Below are 12,646 nucleotides of genomic sequence, written 5' to 3'. Positions count from 1 at the left end.
CTGGGCAAACACTCGGACGTGAGACTACGACACGCCACAGCAGTAGATTCTGTGGATGGGAATCGTCCGCCGCTTCTACGAGCGTCGCTACGAGCGCCTGACGCCCGAGGAGAAAGCCGCAGCCGACGCCGAGGGGGCCCGGCGGGCGGAAATCGCCGCAGCCCAGATCGAGGCGGCGCATGCGGCGGGAGCCGCCGGCCTCGCGTCCCAGGAACAGTCGCGCATCGATCACCAGGCCCAGTTGGACGCTGAGGTGCTCGGTGGACCGGCCGGGGCGGCCGTGCACGGCACCGCTGCCCCACCGCCGGGCATGCTCGACCAACTCAAACACACCGCGCGGGCATTCACCGACGTCTCCGCCTGGCTGGGTGTCAGTGCCGGATTCCCCACCGGCATCAAGGATCCCGTCGAACGGGCTCGCGTGCAGGCCGGCGAACGCGCCGCCCGTGACGCGGGGCGACGACCGTACCTGGCGCCGCAGCCCCACCCGGCGACGATCACCAGGGTGCCCTGCCGGGGTGCCACCCAGCACCGGGACATCGCCCGGTTCCTCGCCCGCAGCGGTCTCGCGGCACAGCCGGATCTGGTGTTCGGTACGTACCGGGTGCCCGACCGGATCAGTCCCCGCACCCCCACCTCCGAGGCGAGCCGCTACGTCGAATGGGACGTCGTGCACGCGCCGGGTATCCCTGTGGCCCCCGCCGAGGAACCCGCGGTGGTCCGGTTCGACGCAGCCACCCACTGGGCAGACCGCGCCTACGGCGAGCCGGCCGTGCTGGACGAGGACCTCGCCCTGGCCTGGTTGGCCGGCGCAGGAGTACCTCCGGAGGCCTGCCTCGGCATCACGCGAGACGTGGTGATGGAGGGCGGGGCGGATCTAAGCGACATGGGTGGCGGGGAAAGCGAAGCGCTCGGGGTCGCCCGGGTGACCGGGGTGACGGTCCTGCACAACGCCGTCCTTCACAACGTGGCAGCCGTCCCCGCCGGAAAGGTGAGCGTGCCTTTCGACGGTGTCGCGGGCACCCATGTCGAGGTACTGAACTGGGCGCAGGTGCGCCGGGTCGTGCACCCGCGGCCGCAGCGGGATCCCGAGACGCCGTCGCCATTTCCGTACCTGCCGGCGACACCGCAAGAGGTGCTCTTGGCGTATCTCGAGGTGGTCGGGCTGCGGCCCGCCGACTGCTTCGGCGCAGAGGTGACCATCGACGAACTGTCCTCGTACGGACCGGTCACCTCGCCCAACGACGACTCGTTGTCAATGGGCGACCTGGGATTCGGCGGTTACCTCGCATCGGTGTGCGCCGACGGGAAGTCGCGGACCCGGCTGCAGTGCGGTGCGCTGATCGTCATCAGCTATCGCGACCGCCCCGAATACGTTGACGGCCGGGCTCGCTGGCGCGCCTATCAGGACGACGTGTTGTTCGCGCGGATGCATCTGAAGACCGGTGCCCGCCGGGTGATCGCGGACGAGTTCGAAGGTGTCGCGGGCGGTGCCGCGATGCGGGCGGTGACGAAGGTCGCGGGCTTTCTGGACAAGGTCACGTTGAGTGGAGAACCTGACTACTTCCGGATGAATCTGCGCTACTGCCAACCACTTCGGCGGTGATTCACGGCAGGGGCACGACGATCGAGATCGTGGTGCCCGGCTCACCCGTGACGTCGAACTCACCGCCGGCGGCGAGCACCTTGGCACGGACCGACGCGAAGCCGATGTGACCGTCCTCGACGGCAAGTTTCAGGCGGTCCGCCGGAATGCCCACACCGTCGTCGGCGATGCGCAGCAGCGCGCGGTCATCGGAGCGGCCCAGTGTGAACCGTAGGGTGTCCGCCTTGGCGTGCTTGATGACGTTGGTGGAGAACTCGCGGACCGCGCCGTAGAGCAGGTGGTCGGCGCCGGTGCGCAGGTCATCCGGCCAGGTGTCCGCGTCCACGTGGACGTTCAGCTTGGTGCGCGCAGCGATACCGTCGGCCAGGGTGGTGAGCGCAGCCTTGAGGCCGGACCGGGCCAACACTTCGGGGTGCAGTTCGCGAACCACGTCGCGCAGCAGCCGGGAGCTCTCCAGGAGGGAGTAATCGACGCGGTCCATCGCCTCGACCGATTCGTCTTCGCGGACCTCTTCCATATCGCGCTTGGCCGCCAACACGTACTGCAGCGCGCCGTCGTGCACGCGCTCGGACAGCGCCTGGCGCTCACGCTTCTCGAGACTGATCACCTCTTCGAGGAGCTGCGTGCGCTCCAGCGCCAAGCCCGCGATGGTCCGGGTGTTGGACTGCTGGATCCAGGACAGCGCCACCGATCCCGCGGCCAGGCCGAGCAGGATGCCGGTCCTGGCGAGCATGGATTCCCACGGCTCGTTCCCGTTGACCGCCTTGTTGATCCAGTTGATGGCGAAAAAGGTGACGATCGTCGGCACCGCGATGATGCTGCTGATGACCGGATCGAGTTGCGCGGCCGCAATCAGCGGGATGAGAAACAGTCCGTGCTGCAACACATTCGACGCCCAGGACTGCGGCGAGTTGATCCCCGCCTCGATGGTCAGCACCGCCACCACGGTCAGATCGGTGCCGAGCATCAGGAGCGCGGTCGAACGTCTGGACTCCACTCCGGATTGGTTGGCCGGGCGCAATTCCCACATGCTCCAGGCGCCGATCACCGCCACGTAGGCGGCGAAGATCCCCCAGTGCAGCCAGATGTGTTTGTCCGGCGGCTCCCACACGAGAGTGGCGGCGATGAACAGTGCCAGCAGCACCCGCAGACCGAGTTGAAGCTGCAGGCCGCGGGAGATCGCACCCTGCGAACTCGACACGAATCCCGTCGCCATCCTGACTCCTGTCCGCGCAAAGTTGGCAGAAGTATAGGGCGACGCCGAGCGAACCCGAGGGATAGATCTAGTGCGCGAGGGGGGATTCGAACCCCCACGCCCAAAGGACAATGGCACCTAAAGCCATCGCGTCTGCCGTTCCGCCACTCGCGCGAGCGCGTCCAGACTACCGCCTGGGTGAGCCGTCCACCTGTCGGTGGTCCCGCCTAGCATCCATGTCGAGGAGCCTGGGGGGGTGGCATGCGGTCGGTCGAAGAGTTTGACAATGTTCAGCGACTCGCGGCCTCGGGAATCAACGACAGCGCGATCACCCTGATGACTGGCGTCCCTCGGCGCACTGTGTCCGATTGGCGCCGCGGCGTGCGGTCGAAGACTCGTCGCGACTTGTGCCGCACTCACGACTTCACAGTGCTCCCAAGCGGTTCCTACGCCTATCTTCTGGGCCTATACCTTGGCGACGGTTACATCAGCCGGAACCGAAACGTGTGGCATCTGCGTATCACTCTCGACCAGAAGTACCCCGGCATCATCGAAAGCTGTCGAGCGGCGATAAACGCCGTCATGTGGGGCCAGCAAGCGGGTATCTACACGCGCAAATCGGGGTGCGTCGACGTCTATTTGTGCTCAAAGCACTGGCCGTGCGTCTTCCCCCAGCACGGCCCCGGCAAGAAACACCTCCGCCCGATCGTCCTCGAACCCTGGCAGCAGGACCACGTGGCGGCAGCCACCGAGGACTTCATCCGCGGCCTGATCCACAGCGACGGCTGCCGCGTCGTCGCCAACGACCGAGGTGTCGCCAGCGTGCGGTATCACTTCACCAACCACTCCACGGATATCCGCGAGCTGTACTGCGCCGCCCTCGACAGCCTGGGTATCCGGTGGACGCAAAACAGCCGCTATGTCATCGCGGTCTATCGCAAGGCCGCGACCGCACGCCTTGACCAGTTCGTGGGGCCCAAGGCCTGAAACGCCGCACGGTAACGTTGACCCATGTCCACTACACGGCGTAGGAGGCCGGCGCTCATCGCGCTGGTGATCCTCGGCGCCGTCGGTTGCCTGCTGCTGGCGTGGTGGCAATGGACCCGATTCGAGTCGGCCTCGGGCACCTTCCAGAACCTGGGCTATGCGCTGCAGTGGCCGATGTTCGCCGGCTTCTGCGTGTACGCGTACTACAAGTTCGTCCGCCTGGAGGAAGCACCGCCGGCCGAGCCCAAGCCCGACAGCGAGATCCCCGCCGGCCTACTCCCGGAGCGGCCCAAGGTGGCGCCGACGGATGACGATCCCACCCTGCGCGAGTACAACGCCTACCTCGCCGACCTTGCGAAGACAGATAAGGAACCCACCGAATGAGCACTCCCGAAACGCCGGCCTCGGCCGCCTCCGTCGATTCCATCCGCAAGGCGCTGCTGAGCTACCGCGTGATGGCCTGGGCGACGGGCATCTGGCTGATCGCGCTCTGCTACGAGATGGTGATGAAGTACGTGTTCCAGGACGCGTCACTGAGCTGGATCGGCATCGTGCACGGCTGGGTGTACTTCGTCTACCTGCTCTGCACCGCGAACCTGGCGGTCAAGGCCCGCTGGCCCATCGGCCGCGCCATCGGCACCCTGATCTCCGGCACGGTGCCGCTGCTCGGCATCATCGTCGAGCACTTCCAGACGCAAGACGTGAAGAAGCGCTTCGGGCTGTAGCTGGTGCGGGTCGCTCGACCGGGATCAGCAGCGCGAGCACCGCGGCCAGCGCCGCCACACCAGCGGCGATCAGCAGCGCGGTCCGGAACGCTTCCAGAGATGGCACGTCGTGCCCGCCCACCGACATGGTGAGGCCGGCCATCACCGCGCCGAGGACCGCACTGGAAATCGAGGTTCCCAGCGAGCGCGCCAACGCGTTGATGCCGTTGGCCGCAGCGGTCTCCGAGATCGGCACGGCCGCGTTGATCAAGGTGGGCATGGACGCATACGCGAAGCCCACCCCGACGCTCACCACCACGTTGAGGGCCATCACCTGTGGTCCGCCGCCGAGCAGCCAGAGCCCGCCCAGATAGCCGCCCGCGATGATGGCGCAGCCGACGAACAGGGTGAAGCGGGGTCCGCGTGCGCCCATGACGCGCGCCGCGACGGGTGCGGTCACCATCATCGCCAGCCCGCCCGGCGCCATCCAGAGGCCGGCTTCGAGCATGCTCATCCCGAGTCCGTAACCGGTGTCGGCGGGTAGCTCGAGAATCTGCGGCGCGATGAGCGACAGTCCGAACATGGCGAACCCGACGCCGATCGACGCGATGTTGGTGGTCAGCACGGGGCGGCGGACCGTCGTTCGCAGGTCGACGATCGGTGAGTCGAAACGCAGCTGCCACACCGCGAACAAGGCGAGCACCACCACGGACGCGGCGAACATGCCCACCGTCGTCACCGACGTCCAGCCCCACGCGCGGCCCTTCGTGATGCCCAGCAGCAGCGTCACCAGACCCGCGGCGAGCAGGATCGCGCCGAGGGGATCCAGGCGGTCGTTGGAGGTGGGGGGCACCGACGGCACCAGGAAGACGAACAGTGCCAGGGCGCCGACACCGAGCCCCGCGGCCACCCAGAACAACGCATGCCAATTGAAGTGCTGGGCGATGGCCGCCGACAGCGGCAATCCGAGCGCGCCGCCCACTCCGAGCGACGAGCTCATCAAACCCATTGCGGAGCCGACCTTTTCGGCCGGGACCGAAGCACGCAGCACGCTGATGCCCAGCGGGATGATGGGAATCGCGAGGCCCTGAAGGCCGCGGCCGGCGATGAACGGGATCAGCGATGATGTCACCGCGCACACCAGTGACCCCGCGGTCAGCAGGATCGCGCACGCGATCAGGACCCGTTTGGGACCGTAGATATCGCCCAGCCTGCCGAATACCGGCGTCGCCACGGCCGCCGTCAACAGCGTCGCGGTGATGGCCCACGACGCATTCGCGGGACTGGTGGCCAGCAGCTTCGGCAGTTCCGGGATCAGCGGGATGATCAACGTCTGCATCAGCGAGACACTGATGCCCGCCGCGGACAACACTCCGATGAGGACGCGGGGATGTGTCGAACCCCAGCCGCGTGTACTCACAGCCGCGAGCATTACACGTTAGTTGTCCTATGCAAAATTCTCGGACGGCGAGGAACGCTACGTGAGCGCGCGCAGCGCCGGCACCAGCAGGGCCAGCGCCCGGCCGCGGTGCGAGGCCGCGTCCTTCTCCGCGGGGCTCAGTTCAGCCGCCGAACGCGTCGAGCCGACGGGCACGAAGATCGGGTCGTAGCCGAAACCGCCGTCACCGCGCGGCGCGCGAGCGATGGCGCCGGGCCACTCGCCGCGCACCACCACCTCTTTTTCCCCCCCGGGGCCGAAAACCAAGGCGCACGCCGACACGAACGCCCCGCCCCGGCGTTCGTCGGGCACATCACCCAGCTGCGCCAGCAGCAGTTCGAGGTTGGCCACGTCGTCACCGTGCCGGCCGGCCCAGCGGGCGGACAGCACCCCGGGCATCCCGTTCAGTGCATCGACGGCCAGGCCGGAATCGTCGGCCACCGCCGGGATGCCGGTCGCGGCGAACGCATCCCGGGCCTTGGCCACCGCGTTCTCCTCGAACGTCGCGCCGGTCTCGGGTGCCTCGTCGAACGCGGGCACGTCATCCAGGGACAGCAGTTCCAGCCCGGAGACACCGGCGGCGTCGAGCACGCGCCGCAGTTCGGCCAGTTTCTTCGCGTTGCGCGAGGCGACCAGTAGCCTGCTCAGCTTCCGAACGCCTTCTTCGCGGGGCCGGTCGGCTCGGGCAGCACACCGGGATACGGCAGTTCCAGCGCCGCCTTCTGCAGCGCGAACAGCTGATCGCACGCGGCGAGCGCGGCGTCGAGCAGCTTGTCCAGGGTGGAACGCGGGAAGGTCGCGCCCTCGCCGGTGCCCTGCACCTCGACCAGCGTGCCGGTGTCGGTGGCGACGACGTTCATGTCCACCTCGGCGCGGGAGTCCTCGGTGTAGGGCAGGTCGGTCCGCACGCGACCGTCGACGACGCCGACCGACACCGCGGCGATGGCGCAGGACAGCGGTCGCGGATCGGAGAGCTTGCCGGCCGCAGAGAGGTAGGTGATGGCGTCGGAGAGCGCGACGTAGGCACCGGTGATGGCCGCGGTCCGGGTGCCGCCGTCGGCCTGCAGCACATCGCAGTCGATGGCGATGGTGTTCTCCCCCAGCGCGCGCAGGTCGATGCAGGCGCGCAGCGACCGGCCGATGAGGCGGCTGATCTCCTGGGTGCGTCCACCGACGCGGCCCTTGACCGATTCGCGGTCGGAACGGGTGTGGGTCGCGGCGGGCAGCATCGCGTACTCGGCGGTCAGCCAGCCCAGCCCGGATCCCTTGCGCCAGCGCGGCACACCTTCAGTGACCGACGCCGTGCACATGACACGGGTCTGCCCGAATTCGACCAATACCGATCCCGCGGGATGAGCGGTGAAGCCGCGGGTGATCACCACCGGCCTCAGCTCGTCGTCAAGCCTGCCGTCTTCTCGTCTGGACACGGGCCCAACCCTAACGGGTGGCGCTAACGGCGCGTGATGTCGATGGTCTCGCCGCACACGACGGCGTGCACGGGGCCGTCGAATTCGGCCTTCGCCTCGCTGATGACGTCCTCGCGGGCGGTCCACGGCGGGATGTGGGTGAGCAGCAGTTCGCCGACGCCGGCGCGGGCGGCGATCTGACCGGCCTCGGTTCCGGACAGGTGCAGTTTCGGTGGGCGGTCCGGGGCGTGGGTCCAGGACGCCTCGCACAGGAAGACGTCGACCCCGCGGGCCAGTTCGACGACGGCATCGCAGATGCCGGTGTCGCCGCTGTAGGCGAAGGTGACGCCGTCGCGGTCGGTGAAGCGCATGCCGTAGGACTCGGTCGGATGACACACCAGGCGCGGTTCCACGGTCAGGGCGCCCAACTGAACGGGCTGCCCGTCCACCCACGACTGCACGTCGAAGATGTCGGAGATGTCGTCGATCTCCCCGCCTTCGGGAGATGACGCTGCACCGAGTCGCTCCCAGGTGTGCGTCGGACCGTAGAGCAGGGCCCGGCCCTTGGGCGGTGAGGGGTGATACCGGCGCCAGACGAACAATCCCGGCATGTCCAGGCAATGGTCGGCGTGCAGGTGTGAGAGCAGGACGTTCACCGCGCCGGGGTCTGCGTGCCGCTGAAGCGCGCCCAGCACTCCGCCGCCGAAGTCGATGACCATCGGCGTGGTGTCGGGTTCGGTCAGCAGGTAACCGGACGCCGGCGAATCGGGCCCGACAACACTGCCGGAACAACCCAGTACGGTGATTCGCACATCGTCTAGCTTGCCACGTCTGCTATCCGGGCGACGAAAGCATCACCGCAATTCGCGACAAGATTCATTCTCACCTGCGCGCAGTGACCCGGACCGCACCTCGGCCACGCCAGCAAACCTGACGGTCAGCTGCCCAGCGGGGCAGCGCTCTTGCGCCGTTCCCTGGCTTTGCGTTCGCGGCCGGAGAGCAGATACGCGGCGAAGATGCCCGCCAGTGCCCCGCACAGGTGGCCCTGCCACGAGACGCCCGGGGTGCCCGGCAGCACACCGAGCAGCACGCCGCCATAGATGAACGCCACGACCACGCCGACGAGGATCTGCCATACCGATCGGGTGAAGAACCCGAGCACGATGACGTACGTCAGCCAGCCCATGATCAGACCCGATGCGCCGATGTGAGTCGTGGTGCACTGCACGCCTACATAGGGGCAGTGGGCACCGAGGTTCCCGATGAGCCACGTGCCCAGCCCGCCGAGGACCCAGATGATGCCGGTGGCGCCGAGAAAACGTCCAAAACCGGACAGGCTGGCGAGAAAACCGAAGATCAGGGCAGGCACGGTGTTGGCGATCAGGTGCGGCCACCCGTTGTGCAGCAGCGGGGCCCACAGGATGCCCCAGAGCCCGTCGGTGCGCAGCGGCTGAATGCCGTCCTGATCGAGTCGGCCACGGAACACCGTGGCGTCGACGGCCTCGATGACATACAGCAGCGCCACGAATCCCAGCACCGTCGCGCCGCCGAGCTTCCAGTCGGCGGGCTTCTTCTGCTGCGGTGCAACGGGGAGTGTCACGGAAACTCCGTCAAGCCCATAGTTGCCCTTCCAATGCGTCCTCGGCATCATCCAGGCTACCGGCGTAGGCGCCGGTGGACAGGTACTTCCACCCGGCATCACACACCGTGAACGCGATGTCGGCGCGCTCACCCGCCTTGATCGCCTTGGCTGCCATCCCGAGTGCGGCATGCAGGATCGCGCCCGTCGAGATGCCCGCGAAGATGCCCTCCACTTCGACGATCTCGCGGGTCCGCTTGACGGCGTCGAACGCCCCCACCGAGAAACGCGTCGTCAGCACCTCGGGGTCGTACAGTTCGGGCACGAAGCCCTCGTCGATGTTGCGCAGCGCATAGACACCCTCGCCGTAGCGCGGCTCGGCTGCCACGATCTGCACCCCGGGCACCTGCTCGCGCAGGAAGCGGCCGGTGCCCATCAACGTGCCGGTGGTGCCCAGCCCGCCGACGAAGTGGGTGATCTCGGGCAGGTCCGCGAGCAGTTCGGGTCCGGTGCCCTCGTAGTGTGCGGCCGCATTGGCCGGGTTGCCGTACTGGTACAGCATCACCCATGAAGGGTTTTGCGCGGCAAGGTCTTTGGCGGTCGCGACGGCGGTGTTGGAACCGCCCTCGGCGGCGCTGTAGATGATCTTGGCGCCGTACAGCTCGAGCAGCTGACGGCGCTCGATCGAGGTGTTCTCCGGCATCACACAGATCAGCCGGTAGCCCTTGAGCAGCGCGGCCATCGCCAGCGAGATGCCGGTGTTGCCACTGGTCGGCTCCAGCAGCGTGTCCCCCGGTTTGATCAACCCGTCCCGCTCGGCCTGCTCGATCATCCGCAGCGCGGGGCGGTCCTTGATGGACCCGGTCGGGTTGCGGTCTTCGAGCTTGGCCCACAGCCGGACGTGCGGACCGTTCTGGTCATCGTCCCAGCGTGGGGAGAGCCGCTGCAGCCCGACCAGGGGCGTGTTGCCCAGAGCCTGCAGCAGCGAGTCGTAACGAGTCATGCCTCCGACTCACCCGCCTGCTACGGCGGGCAGGATCGTCACCGAGTCGCCCTCGGCGATCGGGGTATCCAGGCCGCCCGAGAAACGCACGTCCTCGTCGTTGACGTAGATGTTGACGAAGCGGTGCAGCTTTCCGTTGTCCACCAGGCGCTCGGCGATGCCGGCGTGGTTGGCCTCGAGGTCGTTCAGGACGGCACCCAGGGTGTCGCCGCTGGCGCTGACGCGCTTCTCGCCGCCGGTGTGCGGGCGCAGGATGGTGGGGATCGAGACGGTTACTGACACGGTGACTCCTTTATCCGTACTGCTCAACGATGGTGACAGGTTCCTCGGTGACGATCCCGTCGACGATCCGGTAGCTGCGCAACTCGTGCTCCTCGGGATCACGGGTCGACACGAGAACGTAGTGCGCATCCGGTTCGGATGCGAACGAGATGTCGGTGCGGCTCGGGTACGCCTCGGTGGCGGTGTGCGAGTGGTAGATGACGACGGGGACCTCGTCGTTGTCGTCCATCTGGCGCCACACCTTGAGCTGCTCGCCCGAATCGAACCGGTAGAACGTCGGCGACCGCTCCGCATTCACCATCTGGACAAAACGCTCAGGGCGATCCGAACCCTCCGGTCCGGCGATCACGCCACACGCCTCGTCGGGGTGGTCGGCGCGCGCGTGGGTGACCATGGCGTCCACCAGGTCGGCGCGGATCACCAGCACGTCAGGTCTCCGTTCGTCGTGGGAATGCTCCGGGCAACAGGCCGCGGTACGTCGGTATTCCGGCGACCGACTCGGCTGCCAGCACACCGACCAGCACCGCCCGCGCCAGGCAGTCCGCCGCGGCGGCGCCGATCGCGGTCAGCAGCGCCGTCTCGGGCGACATGGCCGTCGGCACCTTGTCCGAGGGCGGCACCTGCACCGCGCCGGTGGCCAGCGCGAACACGGTATCGCCATCCACCGGAGTGTGCGCCGGGCGGATGGTGTGGGCAAGTCCGTCCTGGGCCGCGATGGCGATGCGGCGGCAGCCCGCCGGGCTGATCGCCGCATCCGTGGCGACGACGGCAATGGTGGTGTTCAGCGGACCGCTCTTCTTGTCCAGCGCCGCGAAGGCCGCGATCTCCTCGGCGGGCGGCGCCGTCAGCCCGAACTCGGCGATCAGGTCGGCCATCCAGGGCAGCCCGGTGCCCGGGTCGATCACGTTGCCCCCGGAGTTGACGGCGACGACCGCCCCCACCGTCACACCGAGATCGGGCAGCGTCACCGACGCGGTGCCGAGCCCGCCCTTGAGCACACCGGCCCGCGCGCCCGCCCCGGCACCGACGTTGCCGGTGGCGACCTGCTCGGTGGCCGCCTGCGCCGCGGCGTAACCGAACTCGGCGGTCGGCCGGCAGGCCCAGCCCCCGACGGGCAGATCGAAGATGACCGCGGCGGGCACGATCGGTACGACGCCGCCGTCCATCACCACCCCGCGGTCGCGTTCCTCCAGCCAGGTCATCACCCCGTCGGCGGTGGCCAGTCCGTAGGCGCTGCCGCCGGTGAGCACCACGGCGTCGACGTGCCGGACGCTGTTGGAGGGGTCGAGCAGATCGGTCTCGCGGCTACCGGGTGCACCGCCGCGGCAGTCCACCGCGGCCGTGGTGCCCGGCGGCGCCACCACCACGGTGGTGCCACACGCCCATCCGCTGCCCAGCGTGGCGTCCGTGTCGATGCGGTCGTGGTGGCCGACGAGGATGCCCGCCACGTCGGTGATGGAACCGGGTTTGATGCCCCGGTCGCAGCGCTCCTGCCCGCCGGTCATCGTTCAGCGGCCCATCATTCCGAGCACCAGATACTCCTGCAACACCGTCAGCCACTGATAGACGTCGACATGGCCGGCCATCGGATGCTCGGGCGGCAGATGGTCAAGCCCGTCGGGACCGATATCGAGCATGGTGCCCAGCGCCAGCCGCACGTCGTTGACCGACGAGGCCCAGGCTTGCGCGTCGGACTCGGACAGCTCGAACTTTCCGCCACCCTCCGGCAGCGTAGCCAAAAGCCGTTGTGCCGCTTCACGTTTGGCGTCGATGATGGTGGGCTCATGCAGGCTGCGCAGCGCGCGATTGAGGCTCTCCGCGGCGGTGGCACCGGCCGGGTGCTCGCTGCGCGACCGATAGAAATCCGGCAGCAGCCGTTTCATCGTGTCGTCCTCGGGTGCCTGCGAATGGCCGGTCCGGATGCCGGTGAGGTCGGCCAACTCGTCGGACGGGGCCGAAGACTCGCGGTCGGCGAGCATGTCGGCCATCGATGTCACCAGGTTGCGCAGCAGCGCCGCCTCGTGGGCGGCCAGGGACGACCTGAATCGCGGGCCGGCGGGACCGTCCACCCGCTTCCATTTACGCACCGCTCAGCGGTCCTGCTGCATCGTCGCCCAGAGGCCGGCCGAGTGCAGTTTCGTCACGTCGACCTCCATGGATTCGCGGCTGCCCGCCGACACGACCGCTTTGCCCTCGTTGTGCACCGCGAGCATCAACTTGGTCGCGTGCGGTTCGCTGTAGCCGAACAACTTCTGGAAGACGTACGTCACGTAGGACATCAGGTTGACCGGGTCATCCCAGACGATCGTCACCCAGGGACTGTCGGTCGCGGCGTCTTCCTCACGACCGGTGTCGGCCTTCTTCTCCTCACGGGTACCCGGACGAGTCCGCGCTGGGGTAACCATGGGGGTCACGATACCGGGGCGCGTTCCAACCCTGAGAATCG

The 12,646-nt window shown here is 68.0% G+C and carries 16 protein-coding genes and 1 tRNA gene; 4 read left to right on the top strand and 13 right to left on the bottom strand.

Annotation, left to right across the window (positions count from 1 at the left end):
• Positions 1 to 55: 55 nt before the first annotated feature.
• Positions 56 to 1,606 carry a hypothetical protein gene (locus AC1DY7_RS22565; protein ID WP_477495955.1) on the top strand — a complete coding sequence of 517 codons (1,551 nt, stop codon included), beginning with the start codon at positions 56 to 58 and terminating at the stop codon, positions 1,604 to 1,606.
• A 1-nt stretch (position 1,607) separates the two neighbouring features.
• Here the strand turns inward: AC1DY7_RS22565 and AC1DY7_RS22560 are convergent, their stop codons facing one another.
• Both AC1DY7_RS22560 and AC1DY7_RS22555 read right to left on the bottom strand, forming a co-directional pair.
• Entirely contained in the window at positions 1,608 to 2,822 is a 1,215-nt protein-coding gene (locus AC1DY7_RS22560; protein WP_477495954.1) for a sensor histidine kinase, read from the bottom strand.
• Between the two features lie 71 nt (positions 2,823 to 2,893).
• Positions 2,894 to 2,975: transfer RNA gene (locus tag AC1DY7_RS22555), tRNA-Leu, on the bottom strand.
• Between the two features lie 87 nt (positions 2,976 to 3,062).
• Between AC1DY7_RS22555 and AC1DY7_RS22550 the strand changes: the two genes are divergently transcribed.
• Genes AC1DY7_RS22550 through AC1DY7_RS22540 form a run of 3 tightly spaced genes read left to right on the top strand, consistent with a single transcriptional unit; the run spans position 3,063 to position 4,513 of the window.
• A complete protein-coding gene (locus AC1DY7_RS22550) occupies positions 3,063 to 3,788 on the top strand; it encodes a hypothetical protein (protein WP_477495953.1) in 726 nt (241 codons plus the stop codon).
• Positions 3,789 to 3,812: 24 nt separating this feature from the next.
• Positions 3,813 to 4,172 carry a hypothetical protein gene (locus tag AC1DY7_RS22545; RefSeq protein ID WP_477495952.1) on the top strand — a complete coding sequence of 120 codons (360 nt, stop codon included), beginning with the start codon at positions 3,813 to 3,815 and terminating at the stop codon, positions 4,170 to 4,172.
• Positions 4,169 to 4,513 (top strand): DUF3817 domain-containing protein, encoded by a 345-nt coding sequence (locus AC1DY7_RS22540; protein WP_477495951.1) that lies wholly within the window; start codon positions 4,169 to 4,171, stop codon positions 4,511 to 4,513. The genes AC1DY7_RS22545 and AC1DY7_RS22540 overlap by 4 nt, the downstream gene beginning before the upstream one ends.
• Here the strand turns inward: AC1DY7_RS22540 and AC1DY7_RS22535 are convergent.
• The 11 genes from AC1DY7_RS22535 to clpS form a co-directional block, all read right to left on the bottom strand.
• Positions 4,461 to 5,912 carry an MFS transporter gene (locus AC1DY7_RS22535; protein ID WP_477495950.1) on the bottom strand — a complete coding sequence of 484 codons (1,452 nt, stop codon included), beginning with the start codon at positions 5,910 to 5,912 and terminating at the stop codon, positions 4,461 to 4,463. The two genes, AC1DY7_RS22540 and AC1DY7_RS22535, sit on opposite strands and share 53 nt — an antisense overlap.
• Positions 5,913 to 5,969: 57 nt before the next feature.
• Positions 5,970 to 6,578 (bottom strand): RdgB/HAM1 family non-canonical purine NTP pyrophosphatase, encoded by a 609-nt coding sequence (gene rdgB, locus AC1DY7_RS22530; RefSeq protein WP_477496089.1) that lies wholly within the window; start codon positions 6,576 to 6,578, stop codon positions 5,970 to 5,972.
• A complete protein-coding gene (gene rph / locus AC1DY7_RS22525; protein ID WP_477495949.1) occupies positions 6,575 to 7,357 on the bottom strand; it encodes a ribonuclease PH in 783 nt (260 codons plus the stop codon). Before rph ends, rdgB begins: the two co-directional genes overlap by 4 nt.
• A gap of 23 nt (positions 7,358 to 7,380) precedes the next feature.
• Positions 7,381 to 8,148 (bottom strand): cyclic nucleotide-degrading phosphodiesterase, encoded by a 768-nt coding sequence (locus tag AC1DY7_RS22520; RefSeq protein ID WP_477495948.1) that lies wholly within the window; start codon positions 8,146 to 8,148, stop codon positions 7,381 to 7,383.
• A 125-nt stretch (positions 8,149 to 8,273) separates the two neighbouring features.
• Positions 8,274 to 8,987, bottom strand: coding sequence for a rhomboid family intramembrane serine protease (locus AC1DY7_RS22515; protein WP_477495947.1), 714 nt, complete (start codon positions 8,985 to 8,987; stop codon positions 8,274 to 8,276).
• On the bottom strand, positions 8,947 to 9,918 hold the full coding sequence (locus AC1DY7_RS22510) for a cysteine synthase (RefSeq protein WP_477495946.1): 972 nt from the start codon (positions 9,916 to 9,918) through the stop codon (positions 8,947 to 8,949). Before AC1DY7_RS22510 ends, AC1DY7_RS22515 begins: the two co-directional genes overlap by 41 nt.
• Positions 9,919 to 9,927: 9 nt before the next feature.
• Positions 9,928 to 10,200: a MoaD/ThiS family protein gene (locus AC1DY7_RS22505; RefSeq protein WP_477495945.1), complete on the bottom strand. Its 273-nt coding sequence runs from the start codon at positions 10,198 to 10,200 to the stop codon at positions 9,928 to 9,930.
• A gap of 10 nt (positions 10,201 to 10,210) precedes the next feature.
• The gene (locus AC1DY7_RS22500; RefSeq protein ID WP_477495944.1) at positions 10,211 to 10,627 is read right to left on the bottom strand and encodes a M67 family metallopeptidase; all 417 of its coding nucleotides are present in this window, start codon (positions 10,625 to 10,627) and stop codon (positions 10,211 to 10,213) included.
• 1 nt (position 10,628) lies between these two features.
• A complete protein-coding gene (locus AC1DY7_RS22495) occupies positions 10,629 to 11,705 on the bottom strand; it encodes a P1 family peptidase (protein ID WP_477495943.1) in 1,077 nt (358 codons plus the stop codon).
• A 3-nt stretch (positions 11,706 to 11,708) separates the two neighbouring features.
• Positions 11,709 to 12,287: an oxidative stress transcriptional regulator AosR gene (gene aosR / locus AC1DY7_RS22490; protein ID WP_477495942.1), complete on the bottom strand. Its 579-nt coding sequence runs from the start codon at positions 12,285 to 12,287 to the stop codon at positions 11,709 to 11,711.
• A 3-nt stretch (positions 12,288 to 12,290) separates the two neighbouring features.
• Complete coding sequence (gene clpS, locus AC1DY7_RS22485) at positions 12,291 to 12,605, bottom strand: ATP-dependent Clp protease adapter ClpS (protein ID WP_477495941.1); 315 nt, start codon at positions 12,603 to 12,605, stop codon at positions 12,291 to 12,293.
• Positions 12,606 to 12,646: the final 41 nt, after the last annotated feature.

Source organism: Mycobacterium sp. P2_H7 (assembly GCF_056403275.1).
Note: the sequence above shows the minus strand (reverse complement) of the source record. Positions and strands in the feature narration are given on the sequence as shown.